Here is a 19,152-nt window from a genome sequence, read left to right as displayed (position 1 = left end):
GCACCCTTGCTTCGCGGTTTTGAAAGACTAGTGTGGCGCCGCACAAACATTGATGGATTCTTAAGCACCATCAAATAGTCAAAGGCTTCATGTTTACGCTGTTTCATCATCCGTTCTGTCCGCATTCGCGCTTCATCCGCCTGATCGCGGGCGAATACGGGCTCGAGCTGAAGCTGGCCGAGGAGCGCAGCTGGGAACGGCGCGAGGCATTTCTGCTGCTCAATGCGGCCGGCACGACGCCGGTGCTGGTGGACGACGAGCAGCCGCCGATCCCCGGCGCGGCCATCATCGCGGAGTATCTCGATGAGGCCTATGGCGCCGAGATGGGCCCCAAGCGCCTGATGCCGGAGACGATCGCCGAGCGCGTCGAGGTGCGCCGGCTGATGGCCTGGTTCAACGAAAAGTTTTTCGAGGAAGTCTCCCACCCGCTGGTCACCGAGCGCATCTACAAGCGCTTCATGAGCGAGGAGAATGGCGGCGGCCCGCCCTCACCCGACGTGATGCGCGCGGCGAAGGCCAATGTGCGCTACCATCTTGCCTATATCGGCTGGCTGGCGCAGACGCGTAACTTCCTCGCCGGCGACCGGCCCACTTACGCGGATTTCGCCGCCGCGGCGCATCTCTCGGCGATCGACTATCTGGGCGACGTGCCATGGAGCGAGGACGACGCAGCAAAGGCGTGGTACGCGCGGGTGAAATCCCGCCCGTCGTTCCGTCCGCTGCTGAGCGAATGGCTGGCGGGCGTGCCGGCGTCGCGGACCTACGTGGACCTGGATTTCTGAACGCCGATCCGACTGAACTGAAGGCGGCGCTGGCGCGCGAAGCGCGCGCGCTCGGCTTCGACTGCATCGGCATCACTGAGCCCGGCACGATCGAGAACGCTGGAAAACATTTCCTCGAGTTCATCGCTTCCGGCGGCCATGGCGACATGGACTGGCTCGCGAACCAGCCGGAGCGCCGGGTCGATCCACGCGGGCTGTGGGCTGACGTGCGCAGCGTGATCATGCTCGGCGTCAATTACGGCCCCGACCAGGATCCGCTCGCGATCCTGCGAGAGCGCACGCGTGCGGCGATCTCGGTCTATGCGCAGGGCGACGACTATCACGACCTCGTCAAGAAGCGGCTGAAGGCGCTGGCGCGCTGGCTGGTCGCGACCGCGACTCGTGAGGTGAAGACTCGTGAGGGGAAGACTTGCGAGGTCAAGGTGTTCGTCGACACTGCGGCGGTGATGGAGAAGCCGCTCGCGCAAGCGGCCCATCTCGGCTGGCAGGGCAAGCACACCAATCTGGTCTCGCGCGAGTTCGGCTCATGGCTGTTTCTCGGCGCGATCTACACCACGCTAGAGCTGCCGCGCGACGGCGCCGAGATCGATCATTGCGGCTCGTGCCGCGCCTGTCTCGACATCTGCCCGACCGCAGCGTTCCCCGCCCCCTATAAGCTCGATGCGCGGCGCTGCATCTCCTATCTCACCATCGAGAACAAGGGACCGATCCCGCGCGAGTTTCGTAAAGCGATCGGCAACCGTATCTATGGCTGTGACGATTGCCTCGCGGCGTGCCCCTGGAACAAGTTTGCGCAAGAGGGACGTGAAGCCAGGCTCTCCGCACGCGACGAGCTGCGTGCGCCCGGTCTTGCTGAACTTTCACGGCTCGACGACGCAGGGTTCCGCGCGCTGTTCACGAAGTCGCCGGTGAAGCGGATTGGTCGCGATCGCTTCTTGCGCAACGTGCTGATTGCAATCGGCAACTCCGGCGATGCAGCCTTGGCGGAAGAGGCGCGGCGATTGCTCGGAGACGAGAGCGCATTGGTGCGCGGGGCTGCTGTGTGGGCGCTGGGGCAGTTGCTGCCAAGTGAAGAACTTGCAGCGATGAAGACGAATGCGACTGCCAACGAACGCGACGAAAGCGTGCGTCAAGAGTGGCAGGCCGCTTCCTAACACTCGGTGTCATGCCCCGCCTTGTGCGCAGTTGCGCACTGGGGCGGGGCATCCAGTACGCCGCGGCCTCTCGATTTAATCACAGCCTTCTTGGAGTACTGGATCGCCCGGTCGACCGGGCGATGACAGTGGTTGTTGGTAACCCCGCTGTCATTCCGGGGCGTGCGAAGCACGAGCCCGGAATCCATCAGGCCGCAAGAATGGTGGCGGAATGGATTCCGGGCTCGCGCCAAGTGGCGCGCCCCGGAACGACAGCTACGCCAGATGCCGCTTCATCTCTGGCCGCGCCTTCAGCTCCGCGCCCTGCTTGCCGACGATCTTCGCAATCCGCTCCGGCGCAAACTTCAGATCGACGAACGCCGGCGCGGTGTTGGCGACCTCGTGGTAATTCACGATCTTGCCGTCGCGCAGCGTCATGATCGCAACACCTTCGAACATCGCCCGCGAACCGTTCGCTTCCGGCAGGGTCGATGTGTAGCTGAAGGTGTAGCGCGCATAGAGCGTGGTGCCGTTGCTGACGGGATCATGCATGTCCCATCGGAAATCCGTCGCCGTGCGATAGAACCAGTCGTCGACCATCGCGGCGATCTTGTCGCGGCCGGCGAACGCGCCGTAGAACACGTCGTGATAGACGCCGTCGTCGGTGAACAGATCGGCAAAGGCGCGACCGTTGCGCTGTTCGACCGCGTCGCAGAAGGCGCGCAGCATGGCGGTGGTGGTCATTGGGGTTTCTCCCTCTCCTCCGTCATGCCCCGCGAAGGCGGGGCATCCAGTACGCCGAGACTTTTCGGCTCAAACACAACGGCCTCTGGAATACTGGATCATCCGCCTTCGCGGATGATGACATCGAATTCTGGGCACCACTTCACCCGATCTCCGCCACCGCGGCAAGAATGCGCGCGATGTCTTGCGGGCGGGACAGGCGGTGATCGCCGTCCTGGATCATGGTGAGCACGACGTCGTCGGCCGGCAGGCGATGTGTCAGCGCGAACGCGTGCTGCCACGGCACATCGGGATCCTGGGCTCCCTGCAGAATTCGGACGGGGCAGCCGAGATCGATGGCGCTGCCGAGCACGAGGTGGTTGCGCCCCTCCTCGATCAGGTTCCGCGTAATCGGATAGGGCGTGCCGTCGCCATATTCGGATGGCCGCAGCCAAAAACCCTTGGTCTCGATCTCTTTCCTCACCTCGGGCGAAAAGTTCTTCCACATCAGCTCTTCCGTGAAGTCGGGCGCCGGCGCGATCAGCACCAGGCCCGCGAGCGATGCCTGTCCCGAACGCTTCTTGATCTCGCGCGCGAGCAGCAGCGCCATCCAGCCGCCCATGGAGGAACCGATCAGGATTTGCGGACCGGTGCAGAAACGCTCGAACACCGCGACGCTATCCTCGAGCCAGCGTCCGATGGTCCCGTCGGCGAAATCGCCGCTGGATTCGCCATGGCCGGAATAGTCGAACCGGACCGCGGCACGGCCATGCTCGCCGGCCCAGCCGTCGAGCGCCACCGCCTTGCCGCCCTGCATGTCCGACTTGAAGCCGCCGAGCCAGACCAGGCCGGGCCCTTGTCCGGCGCGGCTGCGCACCGCGATCCGGCGCGCCGACGGACCCTCGCCCAATTCGACAAAGTTGAGCACGGCATCGGGAATTGCTGGGGTCATGGAACGTTTACTCTGGCTGTGGGGTTTGAGCTGTCCGGGCGCATTTCCGCGAAGCAACCCTATATTGGTATTGACCCTTTGGGACGCTTGCGGAACGGGTGCAAGGTGTCTATGTCGAGCACCGTGCCGATGGGCGTGACCAAAATGCCTCGCATTTGAGGGTTTTCGCTCTCCGCAGGAGCGACTTGCTTGCCGGCAAACGCATCTTCCTGCAAAATAGCCGCTTCCTTTCACAACTTTGGAGAACCACCCATTCGCCGTCCCAATAGAGCCCCGGCCCCTGCCGCCAAAGACGGGCCGCGCATCAATGATGATATTCGCAATGCGCAGATCCAGCTGATCGATCAGACCGGTGACAACAAAGGCACCGTCGAGACGATGCTTGCCATCAAGTTGGCCCAGGAAGCCGGCATGGATCTGGTCGAGATCTCGCCAAATGTCAGCCCTCCCGTCTGCAAGATCATGGACTACGGGAAGTATAAGTATTCCGCCCAGAAGAAAGCCGCCGAAGCCCGCAAGCGTCAGAAGACCGTCGAGATCAAGGAGATCAAGCTCCGCCCGATGATCGACGATCACGACTATGACGTGAAGATGCGCGCGATGCTGCGGTTCTTCGAGGAGGGCGACAAGGTCAAGATCACCTTGCGCTATCGCGGCCGCGAAATGGCGCACCAGGAGATCGGCACCAAGCTGCTGGACAAGATCAAGACCGACGTCGCCGAGCTCGCCAAGGTCGAGCAGGATGCCCGATTCGAGGGCCGTCAGGTCGTCATGGTCCTGGCGCCGCGCTGACGCCGGCTCTTCAGGACTGAAAGTTCAACGGCCCGTCCGGATCTCCGGCGGGCCGTTTGTGTTTTCAGGTCCGCGTTGCCTGCCAGGTGCCGCTGCATTGGTCGCCAGAGATGATGCCCCTCCAGGAGCCCGCACCCGCCGCGCCGCCAAGCCGGCCACCGCCGCTGGCATGGGAGGCGCCGACCGACACCTGGACCGCGACAGCACCGCCGCGATTGATCGTGCCGGACACCCGGCCGCCGCCGGCGGACGACACCCGGCTGCCGGTCACGGTGAAGGGCACGCTGTAACCGGAGCTGCAACTGCCGCGGGTGGTCGCGAAGGTGACATTCCAGACCCCGTCATAACTGACGATGCGGGCATCGGCGGCCGAGGGGACGGCGGCAGCGAGCACGGCGAATAGCGCCAGGTGGCGCGGACGGGCGAAAACCGACAAAATCGATTGGGAAAAATGGGCCATTTTGGTCCTGCTCCGGACGGGACGACGTGAACAATGAGGTGGTAACCCCCAATAGTCGGCGGCCAGGTTCCGGCGGTTCATCGTTGCCAATTGGCCTGTCCTCTGTCATAAGGCCGACCTTCATCGCCCGGCTGATTAAGGGCTGCCGTGGCGGTGTTTCGTGCGGGTTTCGCGCTTGTTCGCAAAACCTGAGCACAATTAACGCTCTAACGAGCATTTTGACGGCCAGCCGCCTTCGCGGGCGGAACTCTGTGGCCATTAGGAGAGCCAAATGCCCAAGCTGAAGACCAAATCGGGCGCTAAAAAGCGCTTCAAGGTGACTGCCACCGGCAAAGTGATGCACGCCCAGCGCGGCAAGCGTCACGGCATGATCAAGCGGACGAAGAAGCAGATCCGTCAGCTCCGCGGCACCCGCGTGCTGTTCAAGACCGACGGCGACAACGTCAAGAAGTACTTCTTGCCGAACGCCTGACCGCGTCCACGATCATTGCCATCTCTGCCGCGCTTTAAGCGGCGATCCGAAAAACCAAGTCATCTCTGAAGGATTTTGTCATGTCTCGCGTCAAACGCGGTGTGACCGCCCACGCCAAGCACAAGAAAGTCTACAAGGCCGCCAAGGGTTTCTACGGCCGCCGCAAGAACACCATCCGCGCCGCCAAGCCGGCCGTCGAGAAGGCCCAGCAGTACGCCTTCCGTGATCGCAAGCGCAAGAAGCGCACTTTCCGCGCGCTCTGGATCCAGCGCCTCAACGCTGCCGTCCGTCCGTTCGGCCTGACCTACAGCCGATTTATCGACGGTCTCGCCAAGTCGGGCATCACCGTGGACCGCAAGGTGCTGTCGGATCTCGCGATCCACGAGCCCGCGTCGTTCCAGGCGATCGCCGAGAAGGCCAAAGCTGCGCTCGCAGCCTGAGGCTTGCGCTAGCGGGCCTTCCGGCCCGCGGCCTTCAGCGCGTGTTGGGAGTAACGCCGGGCCACCTCCGCCCGGCAGAATGCCGTAAACGAGAGATACATGGTGCCGGACTTGTTCCGGTACTTGCGGTCGCACACGCGCAGCTCGCGTTTGTAGGCCTGTGCCTGCGCGGCGTTGAGGCCGGACTTGAAGTCGGCCTCGCATTTCTTCTCGACGGCAGCACCGAGTTCGACGTCGCCGCTTGCGGTCAGTTCGCAATCCCTGAAGACCTTCATCGCGCTTTCGCAGCTCTTCTGCGCGCTGATGGTGTCGGCGACCTCGTCCAGCGTCATGGATTTGTCCATGCAGACCATGGCGCGCGCCGGGGTGCCTGCGACCGACAGAACGACGGCCACGACGGCAAGAAGAACAGCAAGGCAGCATTTCGAAAGCATCGCAAAGGCCTCCACGTATCCCCCTTGGTGCCCGGCCCCCATGCGAGGTTCAACCCGGCTGGTCCCACGCCCGAAATGACCGGCTTTTTGCTTGACGTTACGGCCTTCGGGCGGCGACAACCCAGCCGAATTTGGAGCTAAGGATTTGACTGTGTCCGACCTCGCAACGCTCGAAACCTCCATCCTCGACCAGATCGCCGCCGCCGGCGACGAAGCCGCGCTCGAAGCGGTGCGCGTCGCAGCCCTCGGCAAGAAGGGCACGATCTCGGCGCTGCTTGCCACGCTCGGCAAGATGTCGCCCGACGAGCGCAAGTCGCAAGGCGCGGCGATCAACCAGGCCAAGGACAAGGTCACCGAGGCGCTCGCCGCACGGCGCGACGTGCTGAAGTCGGCGGCGCTCGATGCGCGGCTGGCATCGGAGACCGTCGACGTGACCTTGCCGCTGCGCGATGCGGCAACTGATGCCGGCCGCATCCATCCGCTGAGCCAGGTCTGGGACGAGCTGACCACGATCTTCGCCGACATGGGATTCTCGGTCGCCGAAGGTCCCGACATCGAGACCGACGACTACAACTTCACCAGGCTCAACTTCCCGGAAGGCCATCCGGCGCGCGAGATGCACGACACGTTCTTCTTCCATCCGAAGGAGGACGGCTCGCGCATGCTGTTGCGCACCCACACCTCGCCGGTGCAGGTGCGCACCATGCTCACCCAGAAGCCGCCGATCCGCGTGATCTGCCCGGGCCGCACCTACCGCATCGATTCGGACGCGACCCACACGCCGCAATTCCACCAGGTCGAAGGTCTCGTCATCGACAAGCACTCGCATCTCGGCCACCTCAAATGGATCCTGCACGAGTTCTGCAAGGCGTTCTTCGAGGTCGACCACATCAACATGCGCTTCCGGCCGTCGTTCTTCCCGTTCACCGAGCCGTCGCTGGAAGTCGACATCCAGTGCCGCCGCGACAAGGGCGAGATCCGCTTCGGCGAGGGCGAGGACTGGCTCGAGATTCTCGGCTGCGGCATGGTGCATCCGAACGTGCTGCGCGCCTGCGGCATCGATCCCGATGAGTACCAGGGCTTCGCCTGGGGCATGGGCATCGACCGCATCGCCATGCTGAAATACGGCATCGCCGATCTGCGCCAGCTGTTCGACAACGACGTCCGCTGGCTCAACCATTACGGCTTCAAGCCGCTCGAGGTGCCGACACTTGCCGGGGGGCTGAGCTCGTGATGTTTGCGCCCAATGAAGGGCTTGCGATAGCTCCCCCGGTTCCCTTTGCAGAAACAACCCTCTCCCTGCCCGTCCCCCGCAAGCGGGAGAGGGAGCAGACCGCCTCCGTGGAGAAAAAGCAGCCATGAAATTCACCCTCTCCTGGCTGAAGGATCATCTCGACACCGACGAGCCGCTGGAAAAGCTTGCCGACAAGCTCACCATGATCGGGCTCGAGGTCGAGAACATCGAGGACAAGGCGAAGGCGCTGCAGCCTTTCACCATTGCGAAGGTGATTTCGGCCGAGCAGCATCCCAATGCTGATCGCTTACGCGTCTGCATGGTCGACACCGGTGACGGTGGCGCGCCGGTGCAGGTCGTGTGCGGGGCGCCGAATGCGCGCGCCGGGCTCGTCAGCGTGTTCTCTCCGCCCGGCACCTACATTCCCGGCAAGGACATCACGCTCGGTGTCGGCACTATTCGCGGCGTCGAGAGCCGCGGCATGCTGTGCTCGGCGGCAGAGCTGCAGATCTCCAACGACCATGACGGCATCATGGAATTGCCGGCGGATGCGCCGATCGGCGCCGGCTATGCCGAATGGGCCGCGCTCGGCGATCCCGTGATCGAGATCAATCTGACGCCGAACCGTCAGGACTGCACCGGCGTGCACGGCATCGCGCGCGACCTTGCCGCCGCCGACATGGGCAAGTTCAAGGACGCCTCGATCAAGCCGATCAAGGGCGAGTTCCCGTGTCCGGTGAAGGTCACGGTCGAGGACGCCGCGCTGTGCCCGGGTTTTGCGCTGCGCCTTGTGCGCGGCGTCAAGAACGGCCCGTCGCCGGAATGGCTGCAGAAGCGGCTGACCGCGATCGGCCTGCGCCCGATCAACGCGCTGGTCGACATCACCAACTTCATGACCTACGACCGCGCGCGTCCGCTGCACGTGTTCGACGCCAGGAAGGTGGTTGGCAATCTCGTGGTGCGCCGCGCCCGCAACGGCGAGGCGCTGCTCGCGCTCGACGGCCGCGCCTACAATCTCGATCCCTCGATCTGCGTGATCGCGGACCAACACGGCGTCGAATCGCTCGCCGGCATCATGGGCGGCGAAGCCTCGGGCTGCGATGAGAACACCACCGACGTGCTGATCGAATCGGCGCTGTGGAACGAGATCAATGTCGCCCAGACCGGCCGCAAGCTCGGCATCAACTCGGATGCCCGCTACCGCTTCGAGCGCGGCGTCGACCCGGCCTTCATGGTGCCCGGGCTGGAGCTCGCCACCAAGCTTGTGATGGAGCTGTGCGGCGGCACTCCGTCAGAGAACGTCGTGGTGGGCAAAACCTTCGGCGACGATCGCGTGATCGATTTCCCGCTCACCGAGGTCAAGCGTCTCTCCGGCATCGAGGTGCCGCAGGTCGAGATGAAGCTCATCCTGACCCGTCTCGGCTTCATGATGGCGGGGCCCGGCCCTGTGGTGAAGGTCGCAGTACCCTCCTGGCGCTCCGACGTGCACGGGAAGGCCGACATCGTCGAGGAGGTCATCCGGATCTACGGCGTCGACAAGGTGCCGATGACGCCGTTCGAGCGTGGCGAGGACGCCCGCAAATCCGTGCTGACGCCACTGCAGCTTCGCACCCGCCGCGCGCGGCGCGCACTCGCGAGCCGCGGCATGACCGAAGCCGTGACGTGGTCGTTCATCACCAAGCCCGCGGCACAATTGTTCGGCGGCGGCCAGCGCGAGCTCGAAGTCGCCAACCCGATCGCCGCTGATCTATCGGACATGCGGCCGAGCCTGCTGCCGGGCCTGGTCGCAGCCGCACAGGCCAATGCCGATCGCGGTTTTGGCGACGTCGTGCTGTTCGAGGTCGGTCAGGTGTTCAGGGGCGATCGCCCGCAGGATCAGTTCATGGCCGCAAGCGGCGTACGCCGCGGCCTTGCGTCGTCGGACGGGTTGGGACGGCACTGGTCGGGCTCAGCGCAGGCCGATGTCTTCGACGCCAAAGCCGACGCGCTCGCGGTGCTGGCTGCGGCCGGTGCTCCGATGCAGGCGCTCCAGATCGTTGCCGGCGGCCCCGCCTGGCTGCATCCGGGCCGCTCCGGCACGATCCAGATCGGCCCGCAGAACGTGCTCGGCACTTTCGGCGAGATGCATCCGCGCGCGCTGGAGGCGCTCGGCGCCGACGGCCCGCTGATGGTGTTCGAGGTGATCCTCGATCGCATCCCCGAGACCAAGAAGAAGCCAACCCGCGCCAAGCCGCTGATCGAGCTGTCGGCGTTCCAGCCGGTGTCGCGCGACTTCGCCTTCATCGTCGACCGCGCCGTGAAGGCGGGCGATATCGTGCGCGCCGCGCAAGGCGCCGACAAGAAGCTGATCACCGGCGTCAACGTGTTCGACGTCTATGAGGGCAAGGGCATCGACGACGGCAAGAAGTCGATCGGCATCGCGGTGACGATCCAGCCGCGCGAGAAGACGCTGACCGATCAGGAGATCGAGGCCGTCGCGGCGAAGATCGTGGCGGAGGTCACGAAGAAGACCGCCGGCACTCTTCGCGGATGACCCTCGCGGATTTTCTCCCGAAGGACGTCAGTCTCACCATCGCGATGGCGCTCTGCGCCATCGCTTTCGTTTCGGGCACCGCGCGCGGCTTCTCCGGCTTCGGCTCGGCGCTGATCTTCATGCCGCTGGCGAGCAGTGTCGCAGCACCGCGGCTGGTCGCGGCACTGCTCCTCGTCATCGATTTTGTTGCTGCCGCACCGCTCTTGCCCGACGCGTGGCGAAAGGCCGACCGCAAGGCGACCGCAGTGATCGTGCTGGGCGCACTGGTCGGCGTGCCCGTCGGCACCTACTTCCTCAGCGTGCTCGAGCCCGTCACCACGCGCTGGATCATCTCCTGCTTCGTGGCCGCGCTGCTGCTGCTACTGCTGTCGGGCTGGCGCTACCGCGGCAAGGACCACGCCTGGCTGTCAGTCGGTATCGGCGGCCTCTCCGGCTTCTGCAGCGGACTGGCGCAGACCGGCGGGCCACCGATCGTCGGCTATTGGCTCGGCCGCCCCATTGCTCCCATCGTCGCGCGCGCCAATATCGTGCTGTTCTTCGGCGCGTCGGATTTCTTCTCGATGGTCAGCTATGCCACGACCGGTCTGATCTCCCGCGAGTCACTCGTGCTGTCGCTGATTGTCGGCCCGGTCTACGCGATCGGCGTCGCCTCCGGCGCATCGCTGTTCGGCCGCGCCAGCGAAACGATATTCCGCGGCATCTGCTACGCGCTGATTGCGATGGCGGTGATCACCGGGCTGCCCGCGCTGGACCGGGTGTTGCGGTAGTTCGCCTACTGCCGCGGCGCCCGCCGCCGCTTCGTCGACTGCGTCGGCACTTCGGCCGGCTCATCCTTCAGCGCACCGATCTTGCGGAGCGCGGCGTCCGCGGCGCGCTCGCCGCTTTCCCAGGCGCCGTCGACCGTGCCCCACAGCGTTTCATGCGTGGCTTCACCGGCGAGGAACATGTTACCGATCGGCTCGGTCAAGACTTTTCGCGACAGCTGGCCGCCGGGCGAGGCCGCCGACATCGCGCCCATCACATAGGGCGAGGCGTTCCAGCGCGTCACAGCGGTCTTCTTCACATTGGCCACCGCCTCGCTGCCGAACAGCTTCGTGATCCACTCCTTTGCGAAGGCCGCCATCGCCTTCTCGCCCTGCTCCGAGAGATCGCGGCCGAACGAACCGCCGACGTCGATCGAGCACAGCGAGGAGCCGCCGATATTGGCGAACATCAGCGCGGTGCGCATCGAGTTGCTCTGCTCGATCAGGATGTCGTCGCGCGAGAGCCCGAGCGGATTTCCCGGCAGTTGCAGCACGATATGATCGTAACTGCCGAGCGTAAGCTTGGACGCCGCATCGAGCGTGCGCTTGGGGATGTCAGGCGCGAACTTGATCGCGCCGCCGGCGAGCACATTGGTCGAGACCGTGATGATGGCGGCGCGCGCGGCGATCTTCCCTCCTTGCGTCTCCACGCTGACGTCGCGATTGCTCCAGACAATCCGGCTTGCCGGTGTCGCAAGCGCAACCGGCGCCTGCTCGCCGAGCCTGGCGATCAGGGTACCCAGACCCTGGCGGCAGGCGATCGGGGCATTGCGGTCCTGCGCACGCGCCTTGTCGATCGCCGACAGCTCCTTCAGGTCCTTGCCGGCAAAACTCGCACCAAGCACGAACTCGGTGGCGCCCGCCCAATCGCCGAGATCTTTTGGCTGGACCGATGCGCAGGACGTATCCAACTTGCCGCGCGCTGCCTCGTCGATGGCACGATTGGCGCGCACCAGCGCCGCCAGGAACTCCTCGGTCTCGCCCGCGCGCGCGTTGCGGCGGCCGATGCGCATCTTCTGGCCCGACGGTGCCGGCAACACATCGAGCCCGGCACTGCGCGCCAGCCGGATCATCGGGTTGGTGTCGGGATTGTGCATCCAGCGCGCGCCGCGATCGAACGGCACGTCGAATGTGGTGGTGTCAGTGATACAGCGCCCGCCGATTTGCGAGGCCGCCTCCACCACGATCACCTTGCGATTGGCGGCCATGACGCGCCGCGCTGCAGCGATTCCGGCCGCACCCGCACCGATCACGACAATGTCAGCCTCGCGCGGCAGCGGCGCGGCCGTTGCGCCCAGGACCGGCATCGCGGCATAGGCCGCCGAAGCCGATAGGAAGCCGCGGCGCGTGATTGTCATGTCATGGTTTCCGGGGACTTGCAGCGAACGGGAACAGCAAGCGAACCTTGCCGCATCTGATGTTGCGCAGCAACTATCATGGTGAATCAATCGTGCTTGATCTCACAGACTGATGAACCGAATGGCAACACGTTTCGACCATGATAGAGAAGGAAAAAAGCGGCCGGAAAGGCCTGGGGGAGTTCGATATGGGGACGGTCCTGGATTCAGTCGGCAAGTTGATTGCCGCGTACCTCTCGAAGGAGGTGCCGGGCTATGAGCCGTTCACGCCGAGCGACCCCGAGCATCTCCGCGGCGTGATCCAGCCCGGCGATGTCATGCTGGTCGAGGGCAACAACCGCATCTCCGGCATCATCAAGTATCTGACGCAGTCGACCTGGTCGCATGCCGCACTCTATGTCGGTCCGGTCGAAGGCGCGGTGGAGCCCGACGGCGAGCCGCACGTGCTGATCGAAGCCAATATCGGCGAGGGCGTCACCTCCGCGCCGCTGTCGAAATATTTCCCCTACCACACCCGCATCTGCCGCCCGGTCGGGCTGTCCTACGAGGACCGCACCACGGTCTGCCGCTATGCGATCAACCGCATCGGCTTCGGCTACGACACCAAGAACATCATCGATCTGATGCGCTTCCTGTTTCCTCTGCCGATACCGCAGCGATGGCGGCGGCGCATGATTGCGATCGGGTCGGGCGATCCGACCAAGATCATCTGCTCGGCGCTGATCGCGCAGGCGTTCGACGCGGTGCGCTATCCGATCCTGCCGAAGATCACCAAGGCCGGCAGCCGCGCCGCCCGCCGCGAGATCCTGCACATCCGCGATTCCTCGCTCTACATGCCCCGCGACTTCGACATCTCGCCCTATTTCGAAGTGGTCAAACCCACCATCGTGCACGGCTTCGACTACACAGCCTTGCACTGGGCCGACAAGCAAAAGCCGCTCGAGGAGGTAGCGGGCTCATTCGGTGTGTTTCCAGAAACGCTCCGTGCGCCGCCGCTCGTTCCTGAAGCGGCTGACGAAGAAACGCCGGCCGAAATTCCGGCTGAGCAAGTGACGGGCGAAAGCGTCGACGCCAGAGGGCATTTTGTGCTGCTGAAGAAGCTCGCGATGTACCGTCCGCGGCGGCGTCGACAGGCACGCGAGATCGCAGCGTAACGATCTTCAGCCTCGTGGCGAAAGATCTACCTTTCCGCCCGTCCAATCACCGCCATCAGCTCCGCGAGCTTCTCGCGCTGATCCGCCTTGTCCCCGCTTGCGATCGCGTGCTCGACGCAATGGGCGACGTGGTCCTTCAAGACCTCCTCCTCGACCCGGCGCAGTGCGGCGCGCACTGCCGAGATCTGCGTGACGATGTCGATGCAGTAGCGGTCCTCCTCGACCATTTTCGACAGGCCGCGAACCTGGCCCTCGATCCGGCCGAGACGTTTTCCGACGGATGCCTTGATGTCCTTGCGCATGGCGCCTATATACCCCTACCGGGTATAGGTTACAAGGCCGGAGTGCAGGAATGAACGACGCGGACCACAAGCACCATCACGACGGAGACACGCATTCCGGAGGCTGCTGCTCGCCCAAGACCGCGGCGCCCCCCAAGCCTGCGGCTTCGTCCTGCTGCGGCGATCATGCTGGCCATGCCCATCACCACGCCCATGACCTTGGCGCAGCCGCGTCAAAAGTCCTCGATCCCGTTTGTGGCATGACGGTCGATCCCGCGACCTCAAAGCATCGCTTCGAGCGTCACGGCGAGACCTTCCATTTCTGCTCGGCCGGCTGCCGCACCAAATTCGCTGCCGATCCCGCCAAATATCTCGCAAAAGAGAGAACGCCCGAGCCGGAGACCCCGGCGGGCACGATCTATACCTGCCCGATGCATCCGGAGATCCGCCAGGCCGGACCCGGCAGCTGCCCGATCTGCGGCATGGCGCTGGAGCCGGAGGTCGCGAGCCTGGAGACCGGGCCCAATCCGGAGCTCGCCGACATGACGCGGCGGTTCTGGATCGGCGGCGCGCTGGCGCTGCCGCCCGTGGTGCTGGAGATGGGCGGACACCTCGCGGGTCCGCACAACTGGATCGTGCCTGTGCTGTCGAACTGGATCCAGCTCGTCTTCGCGACACCCGTGGTGCTCTGGGCCGGCTGGCCGTTCCTGGTACGCGGCTGGCAATCGCTGCTGACGCGCAACCTCAACATGTTCACGCTGATCGCGATGGGCACGGGAGTAGCGTATGTCTACAGCCTGATCGGCACCATCGCGCCGCAGATTTTCCCCACCACCTTCCGCGGCCATGAGGGCGCGGTCGCCGTCTATTTCGAAGCCGCCGCGGTCATCACCGTGCTGGTTTTGCTCGGCCAGGTGCTGGAGCTGCGCGCCCGCGATGCCACCTCGGGCGCGATCAAGGCGCTGTTGCAGCTCGCGCCGAAGACCGCACGGCGCGTCGAGCCTGATGGCAGCGAGCATGAGGTCGAAATCGACTCTCTGCACGCCGGCGATTCCCTGCGCGTACGTCCCGGCGAAAAAGTGCCGGTCGACGGCACCATTCTCGAGGGCCGCTCCTCGCTCGATGAATCGCTCGTGACAGGCGAATCCATGCCTGTCAGCAAGGAGGTTGGCGCAAAACTCATCGCCGGCACGCTCAACCAATCCGGCAGCTTCATCATGCGCGCCGACAAGGTCGGGCGCGAGACGTTGCTGTCGCAGATCGTGCAGATGGTCGCCGATGCACAACGCTCGCGCGCGCCGATCCAGCGGCTGGCGGACCAGGTCGCCGGCTGGTTCGTGCCGACCGTGATCGCAGTCGCTGTCACCGCCTTCGCCGCCTGGGCCTGGTTCGGCCCGGAGCCGAGGCTCGCCTTCGGCCTCGTCGCGGCCGTCAGCGTGCTGATCATCGCCTGCCCCTGCGCGCTGGGCCTGGCGACCCCGATGTCGATCATGGTCGGCGTCGGCCGCGGCGCGCAAGGAGGCGTTCTGATCAAGAACGCCGAGGCGCTGGAGCGGATGGAGACAATCGACACACTGGTGGTCGACAAGACCGGCACGCTGACCGAGGGCAAGCCGAAAGTGGTCGCGATCGTGCCAGCGGCCGGCTTTGCCGAGGACGACATCCTTCGGCTTGCAGCCAGCGTCGAGCGTGCCAGCGAGCATCCGCTCGCCGACGCCATCATGCGCGCCGCGAAAGAAAAGCAGCTCACGCTCGGCCAGGTCGAGCAATTCGATTCGCCGACGGGCAAGGGCGCAACCGGCAAGGTCGATGGCAAGACTGTCGTCCTCGGCAACGCCAAGTACCTGACATCGATCGGCATCGACATCAATGCGCTTGACGCGGAGGCCGAGCGCCTGCGTGGCGACGGCGCCACCGTCATCAACATGGCGATCGACGGCAGGCTCGCCGGACTGTTCGCCATCGCCGATCCTGTCAAGGCTTCGACGGCGGAGGCGCTGAAAGCGCTCGCGGCCGAAGGCATCAAGGTCATCATGCTGACCGGCGACAACCGCACCACGGCCGAAGCCGTCGCGCGCAGGCTCGGCATCGCCGATATCGAAGCCGAAGTGCTGCCGGACCAGAAGAGCGCAGTCGTGACCAAGTTGCAAAAGGCCGGACGCAGCGTCGCGATGGCCGGCGACGGCGTCAACGACGCTCCGGCATTGGCGGCGGCCGAGGTCGGCATCGCCATGGGCACCGGCACCGATGTGGCGATGGAGAGCGCGGGCATCACCCTGCTCAAGGGCGACCTCACCGGCATCGTCCGCGCCCGAAAACTGTCGCAGGCGACGATGAGCAACATCAGGCAGAACCTGTTCTTCGCCTTCATCTATAATGCCGCCGGCATTCCGATTGCCGCCGGCATCCTCTATCCCGCCTTCGGCGTGCTGCTCTCGCCGATCATCGCGGCCGCGGCGATGGCGCTGTCCTCGGTGAGCGTGGTCGGCAATGCCCTGCGGCTGCGCGCGACGCGGCTGTGAAGATGATGGCGCGCTCCCTCTCCCCGCTCTTCGCGGGGTCGCGACGAGCTTCGCTCGCGCTGAGAGGGTTGGGGTGAGGGGCTGCTTCCACAACGACGGTAAGACGCGGAGAGTCCCCCTCACCCGGAATTCAAGCTACGCTTGAATTCCGACCTCTCCCCGCAAGCGGGGCGAGGTAAGAAGAGCGCCACCCGCGGAGAGGACCTGATGCAGCGGATTACGATCACGATCGAGGACGATTTGCTGGCGGAGATCGATGCCGCAGCCGAAGCGCGCGGCTACCAGAACCGCTCAGAGATTATCCGCGACCTCGCCCGCGCCGGGCTGCAGCGATCGAGCGAGGACACGGCGCCGACCGGCGCTTGCGTCGCCGGCCTCGTCTATGTCTACGACCACGCCGCGCGCGATCTCTCGAAGCGGCTGGTGCAGGAATTCCACGGCCATCACGACCTTGCGCTCGCGACGCTGCACGTCCATCTCGACGACAACAATTGCATGGAGATGACGGCACTGCGCGGTGACGCCGCCGAGGTCAGGCACTTTGCCGACCACATCATCGCGGAGCGTGGCGTACGTTATGGACGTGTGGTGATGATCCCGACGGGAGAGAGCAAGCCGGCGAAGGTGCGGAAGCACGGGCATCGGCATGAGTAGGCTTGCCGCAAGGACGGTGCGTCCCCATCTCCCCTTGTGGGCCCCCTTGTGGGAGAGGGTGGCACGCCGCGCAGCGGCGAGACGGGTGAGGGGTCTCTCTCCGCGAGCGCATCGCTCACGATTTGAACTCGCGGAGAGAAACCCCTCATCCGGCGCTTCGCGCCACCTTCTCCCACAAGGGGAGAAGGGAAGAGCACTGTGCTCGTGGCTTTACGCCGCCTTCGCAGCACTCCCACCGGGCAGGCCCGCCCGCGCCACGCCGCCGTAGAGCTGCTCGTTCGGCATCTCCTCACGCAGAATCTTGCGGACCGCGATCAGCTGCTCCAAATCAATCCCCGTCGCAAAGCCTTTGCTCTCGCAGAGGAACACGAGGTCCTCGAACACGACATTGCCGGTCGCACCGGGCGCGAACGGGCAACCGCCGAGGCCGCCGAGCGAGCCGTCGAGGATGCGCACGCCCTCGTCCAGCGCAGCCGCGGCGTTGGCGATGCCCATGCCGCGGGTGTCATGGAGATGGATGCAGATCGGCTTTGCGCCGGCGAGCTTGACCGCGGCGCGCGACAATTCACCCACCTGCTTCGGTCCGGCATAGCCGACAGTGTCGGCGATCGCGACGAAATCGACGCCGGCCTCAAGGCATTTGTCGACCAGGCGCAGCACCTCTTTCGGGTCGACCGCGCCGGTGATCGAGCAGCCCAGCGCCATCGAGATCGCGGCGTTCACGAGCGGCTTGTGGGCGCTCACATCGCGCATCTCGCAGAGACGCCTCACATTGGCCATCGCGGAGTCGCGTGAGCGATGTGTGTTGGCCTGGCTGTGCTCTTCGGTCGCCGAAACCACCGAGGCGATCTCGCCGACGCCGGATTCCAGCGCCTCGTTGACCCCGCGCTCGTTGAGCGCAAGCGCGATGCCGTGGGCACCGGGCAGACCTGCCACCGTTCCGATCACATCGCGAACGTCGACAAATTGCGGAAACGTCTTTGCCGGCAGGAACGAGCCGACCTCGAAATGACGCACGCCGGCGGCATATTCCTCGCGCAGCCAGCGCTGCTTGGCCTCGGTGGACGGAAACTGCTTCACGAGCTGGAGCCCATCGCGCAAGCCGACTTCGCGCAGGCTGACGCGATCCACGGGGTAAATTGTCTCGATCCGGCTCATGCGCGCCTCCGAGCGGCTTTTGACGTGACGTCGTTGTTGTCGATCTCGGCGCGAACCGCCGACGTGTCGGCACCGAGCGGCGCGACCTTCAGGCCTTCGCCGATGTGGCTGCCGTTCCACTCGACCGGTAGCGCCGGCACGCGGAACGGCTTGCCGTCGGCATTGATGTTGTTGACGAGACCGCCCGGCCGCAGCACATGCGGATCGGTCAAGAGATCCTCGGGACGGTTGATAGGCGAAAAGCAGATGTTGAGCGCGTCGAGCCTTTGCGAAAGCTCTCCGACATTCCGCTGCCGGATGATCTCCGCGACACGCGGAATGATCCGCGACCGTGCCAGGATGCGGTCGGTCGTGGTGCGCAAGGCCGGATCATCAAGGAATTCCGCAAGGCCGAACTCGCGGCAAAAGCTTTGCCAGTGACCTTCGGTGACGACGCCGATGAAGATGCGCCCGCCGTCTGCGGCATCGAAGATGTCGTAGATCGGCCAGGCATGCTCGCGCTCCGGCATCGAGCGCGGCTTGTTGCCGGTCATCTCGTAGTCGACCATATGCTGGGCGACCAGGAAGAGGCAGTTCTCGAACAGGCCGATGCGGATGTCAGCGCCGTCGCGCTTGCCCCCGCGCTTCTGGTAGAGCGCGGCCAAAATCGCGATAACGCCGAACATGCCGCCCATGATGTCGTTGGCGGAGGAGCCGACGCGCTGCGGCTTCTCTTTCGTGCCGGTCATGGCGGCCAGGCCCGACATCATCTGCACCACCTCGTCGAGCGCGGGCCGATGCTCGTAGGGCCCGGACAGAAAACCCTTGTGGCCGGCGACGATCAGATGCGGATGAAGGCGGCGCAACTCCTCGGCATTCAGCCCCTGCTTCTCGAGCTGACCATCGCGGAAATTTTCCAGGAACACGTCGGCCGTCTCGAGCAGCCGGTGCATGGTGTCGCGGTCAGCAGGGATCGCTAGATCCAGCACGACGCTGCGCTTGCCACGGTTGAATAGCGGAAAGAACGCTGTCCCCATGCCGCCAAGCGTGCGGGTCTTGTCGCCGGCGGGCGGCTCGACCTTGATCACCTCGGCACCGAATTGCGCGAGGATCATGCCGCAGGTCGGGCCCATGACCATGTGGGTCATCTCGACGACCCGCACGCCCTCAAGCGGCAATCCGGCCTCAATCATGCGTCTCTCCCTGTTCTTCGCCTCGAAAACTAGGCCTTCACAAGCCTTCTGAAAAATATAATCTATCGAAGATTGCCTTCGTGCTTATAGAACGC

General features: G+C 64.8%; 19 protein-coding genes. 11 read left to right on the top strand and 8 right to left on the bottom strand.

What is annotated here, in order from left to right; all coding sequences use genetic code 11:
• Window positions 1-89: 89 nt before the first annotated feature.
• Entirely contained in the window at window positions 90-782 is a 693-nt protein-coding gene (locus ABID58_RS01495; protein WP_148749048.1) for a glutathione S-transferase family protein, read from the top strand.
• Window positions 731-1,936, top strand: a complete 1,206-nt coding sequence (gene queG / locus ABID58_RS01490; RefSeq protein WP_354031269.1) for a tRNA epoxyqueuosine(34) reductase QueG — start codon at window positions 731-733, stop codon at window positions 1,934-1,936. The genes ABID58_RS01495 and queG overlap by 52 nt, the downstream gene beginning before the upstream one ends.
• A gap of 255 nt (window positions 1,937-2,191) precedes the next feature.
• On the opposite strand, the gene ABID58_RS01485 is transcribed toward queG, so the two are convergent.
• Both ABID58_RS01485 and ABID58_RS01480 read right to left on the bottom strand, forming a co-directional pair.
• The gene (locus ABID58_RS01485; RefSeq protein ID WP_354031268.1) at window positions 2,192-2,659 is read right to left on the bottom strand and encodes a nuclear transport factor 2 family protein; all 468 of its coding nucleotides are present in this window, start codon (window positions 2,657-2,659) and stop codon (window positions 2,192-2,194) included.
• 142 nt (window positions 2,660-2,801) lie between these two features.
• The gene (locus tag ABID58_RS01480) at window positions 2,802-3,590 is read right to left on the bottom strand and encodes an alpha/beta hydrolase (protein ID WP_354031267.1); all 789 of its coding nucleotides are present in this window, start codon (window positions 3,588-3,590) and stop codon (window positions 2,802-2,804) included.
• Window positions 3,591-3,842: 252 nt separating this feature from the next.
• Between ABID58_RS01480 and infC the strand changes: the two genes are divergently transcribed.
• Window positions 3,843-4,382: a translation initiation factor IF-3 gene (gene infC, locus ABID58_RS01475; protein WP_148749060.1), complete on the top strand. Its 540-nt coding sequence runs from the start codon at window positions 3,843-3,845 to the stop codon at window positions 4,380-4,382.
• A 64-nt stretch (window positions 4,383-4,446) separates the two neighbouring features.
• Here infC and ABID58_RS01470 read toward each other — a convergent pair whose 3' ends face one another.
• Window positions 4,447-4,842, bottom strand: a complete 396-nt coding sequence (locus ABID58_RS01470; protein WP_354031266.1) for a hypothetical protein — start codon at window positions 4,840-4,842, stop codon at window positions 4,447-4,449.
• A 271-nt stretch (window positions 4,843-5,113) separates the two neighbouring features.
• Here ABID58_RS01470 and rpmI point away from each other — a divergent pair, with 271 nt between their 5' ends.
• Both rpmI and rplT read left to right on the top strand, forming a co-directional pair.
• On the top strand, window positions 5,114-5,314 hold the full coding sequence (gene rpmI / locus ABID58_RS01465) for a 50S ribosomal protein L35 (RefSeq protein ID WP_008539890.1): 201 nt from the start codon (window positions 5,114-5,116) through the stop codon (window positions 5,312-5,314).
• An 80-nt stretch (window positions 5,315-5,394) separates the two neighbouring features.
• On the top strand, window positions 5,395-5,754 hold the full coding sequence (rplT, locus tag ABID58_RS01460) for a 50S ribosomal protein L20 (RefSeq protein WP_014490867.1): 360 nt from the start codon (window positions 5,395-5,397) through the stop codon (window positions 5,752-5,754).
• An 8-nt stretch (window positions 5,755-5,762) separates the two neighbouring features.
• Here the strand turns inward: rplT and ABID58_RS01455 are convergent, their stop codons facing one another.
• Window positions 5,763-6,188, bottom strand: a complete 426-nt coding sequence (locus ABID58_RS01455; RefSeq protein ID WP_354031661.1) for a hypothetical protein — start codon at window positions 6,186-6,188, stop codon at window positions 5,763-5,765.
• Window positions 6,189-6,339: 151 nt separating this feature from the next.
• Here ABID58_RS01455 and pheS point away from each other — a divergent pair, with 151 nt between their 5' ends.
• The 3 genes from pheS (at window position 6,340) to ABID58_RS01440 (ending at window position 10,722) form a co-directional block, all read left to right on the top strand.
• Complete coding sequence (pheS, locus tag ABID58_RS01450) at window positions 6,340-7,422, top strand: phenylalanine--tRNA ligase subunit alpha (RefSeq protein ID WP_354031265.1); 1,083 nt, start codon at window positions 6,340-6,342, stop codon at window positions 7,420-7,422.
• A gap of 124 nt (window positions 7,423-7,546) precedes the next feature.
• Window positions 7,547-9,955 carry a phenylalanine--tRNA ligase subunit beta gene (gene pheT / locus ABID58_RS01445; RefSeq protein WP_354031264.1) on the top strand — a complete coding sequence of 803 codons (2,409 nt, stop codon included), beginning with the start codon at window positions 7,547-7,549 and terminating at the stop codon, window positions 9,953-9,955.
• Complete coding sequence (locus tag ABID58_RS01440; protein ID WP_354031263.1) at window positions 9,952-10,722, top strand: sulfite exporter TauE/SafE family protein; 771 nt, start codon at window positions 9,952-9,954, stop codon at window positions 10,720-10,722. Before pheT ends, ABID58_RS01440 begins: the two co-directional genes overlap by 4 nt.
• 5 nt (window positions 10,723-10,727) lie before the next feature.
• Here ABID58_RS01440 and ABID58_RS01435 read toward each other — a convergent pair whose 3' ends face one another.
• Complete coding sequence (locus tag ABID58_RS01435) at window positions 10,728-12,116, bottom strand: flavin monoamine oxidase family protein (protein WP_354031262.1); 1,389 nt, start codon at window positions 12,114-12,116, stop codon at window positions 10,728-10,730.
• 188 nt (window positions 12,117-12,304) lie between these two features.
• Here ABID58_RS01435 and ABID58_RS01430 point away from each other — a divergent pair, with 188 nt between their 5' ends.
• Entirely contained in the window at window positions 12,305-13,270 is a 966-nt protein-coding gene (locus ABID58_RS01430; protein ID WP_148749056.1) for a YiiX/YebB-like N1pC/P60 family cysteine hydrolase, read from the top strand.
• A 26-nt stretch (window positions 13,271-13,296) separates the two neighbouring features.
• Here the strand turns inward: ABID58_RS01430 and ABID58_RS01425 are convergent, their stop codons facing one another.
• Complete coding sequence (locus ABID58_RS01425) at window positions 13,297-13,572, bottom strand: metal-sensitive transcriptional regulator (RefSeq protein ID WP_148749057.1); 276 nt, start codon at window positions 13,570-13,572, stop codon at window positions 13,297-13,299.
• Window positions 13,573-13,622: 50 nt separating this feature from the next.
• On the opposite strand from ABID58_RS01425, the gene ABID58_RS01420 reads away from it, so the two are divergent.
• Complete coding sequence (locus tag ABID58_RS01420) at window positions 13,623-16,073, top strand: heavy metal translocating P-type ATPase (protein WP_354031261.1); 2,451 nt, start codon at window positions 13,623-13,625, stop codon at window positions 16,071-16,073.
• Between the two features lie 207 nt (window positions 16,074-16,280).
• Complete coding sequence (gene nikR / locus ABID58_RS01415; protein ID WP_354031260.1) at window positions 16,281-16,727, top strand: nickel-responsive transcriptional regulator NikR; 447 nt, start codon at window positions 16,281-16,283, stop codon at window positions 16,725-16,727.
• Between the two features lie 210 nt (window positions 16,728-16,937).
• Here the strand turns inward: nikR and ABID58_RS01410 are convergent, their stop codons facing one another.
• Window positions 16,938-17,885 carry a hydroxymethylglutaryl-CoA lyase gene (locus tag ABID58_RS01410; protein ID WP_354031259.1) on the bottom strand — a complete coding sequence of 316 codons (948 nt, stop codon included), beginning with the start codon at window positions 17,883-17,885 and terminating at the stop codon, window positions 16,938-16,940.
• Window positions 17,882-19,057, bottom strand: a complete 1,176-nt coding sequence (locus tag ABID58_RS01405) for a CoA transferase (protein WP_354031258.1) — start codon at window positions 19,055-19,057, stop codon at window positions 17,882-17,884. The genes ABID58_RS01410 and ABID58_RS01405 overlap by 4 nt, the downstream gene beginning before the upstream one ends.
• Window positions 19,058-19,152: the final 95 nt, after the last annotated feature.

The sequence above is a fragment of the Bradyrhizobium sp. S3.2.6 genome (assembly GCF_040546885.1).
Taxonomy (GTDB): domain Bacteria; phylum Pseudomonadota; class Alphaproteobacteria; order Rhizobiales; family Xanthobacteraceae; genus Bradyrhizobium; species Bradyrhizobium cytisi.
Note: the sequence above shows the minus strand (reverse complement) of the source record. Positions and strands in the feature narration are given on the sequence as shown.

Bases quoted from the DNA above. Each gene is read 5' to 3' on its own strand.
- ABID58_RS01405 (WP_354031258.1), bottom strand. From the start codon at position 19,057: ATGATTGAGGCCGGATTGCCGCTTGAGGGCGTGCGGGTCGTCGAGATG.
- ABID58_RS01495 (WP_148749048.1), top strand. From the start codon at position 90: ATGTTTACGCTGTTTCATCATCCGTTCTGTCCGCATTCGCGCTTCATC.
- ABID58_RS01420 (WP_354031261.1), top strand. From the start codon at position 13,623: ATGAACGACGCGGACCACAAGCACCATCACGACGGAGACACGCATTCC.
- ABID58_RS01425 (WP_148749057.1), bottom strand. From the start codon at position 13,572: ATGCGCAAGGACATCAAGGCATCCGTCGGAAAACGTCTCGGCCGGATC.
- ABID58_RS01485 (WP_354031268.1), bottom strand. From the start codon at position 2,659: ATGACCACCACCGCCATGCTGCGCGCCTTCTGCGACGCGGTCGAACAG.
- ABID58_RS01440 (WP_354031263.1), top strand. From the start codon at position 9,952: ATGACCCTCGCGGATTTTCTCCCGAAGGACGTCAGTCTCACCATCGCG.
- queG (WP_354031269.1), top strand. From the start codon at position 731: ATGGCTGGCGGGCGTGCCGGCGTCGCGGACCTACGTGGACCTGGATTT.
- ABID58_RS01470 (WP_354031266.1), bottom strand. From the start codon at position 4,842: ATGGCCCATTTTTCCCAATCGATTTTGTCGGTTTTCGCCCGTCCGCGC.
- ABID58_RS01480 (WP_354031267.1), bottom strand. From the start codon at position 3,590: ATGACCCCAGCAATTCCCGATGCCGTGCTCAACTTTGTCGAATTGGGC.
- ABID58_RS01435 (WP_354031262.1), bottom strand. From the start codon at position 12,116: ATGACAATCACGCGCCGCGGCTTCCTATCGGCTTCGGCGGCCTATGCC.
- ABID58_RS01410 (WP_354031259.1), bottom strand. From the start codon at position 17,885: ATGAGCCGGATCGAGACAATTTACCCCGTGGATCGCGTCAGCCTGCGC.
- pheT (WP_354031264.1), top strand. From the start codon at position 7,547: ATGAAATTCACCCTCTCCTGGCTGAAGGATCATCTCGACACCGACGAG.
- rplT (WP_014490867.1), top strand. From the start codon at position 5,395: ATGTCTCGCGTCAAACGCGGTGTGACCGCCCACGCCAAGCACAAGAAA.
- ABID58_RS01455 (WP_354031661.1), bottom strand. From the start codon at position 6,188: ATGCTTTCGAAATGCTGCCTTGCTGTTCTTCTTGCCGTCGTGGCCGTC.
- nikR (WP_354031260.1), top strand. From the start codon at position 16,281: ATGCAGCGGATTACGATCACGATCGAGGACGATTTGCTGGCGGAGATC.
- rpmI (WP_008539890.1), top strand. From the start codon at position 5,114: ATGCCCAAGCTGAAGACCAAATCGGGCGCTAAAAAGCGCTTCAAGGTG.
- ABID58_RS01430 (WP_148749056.1), top strand. From the start codon at position 12,305: ATGGGGACGGTCCTGGATTCAGTCGGCAAGTTGATTGCCGCGTACCTC.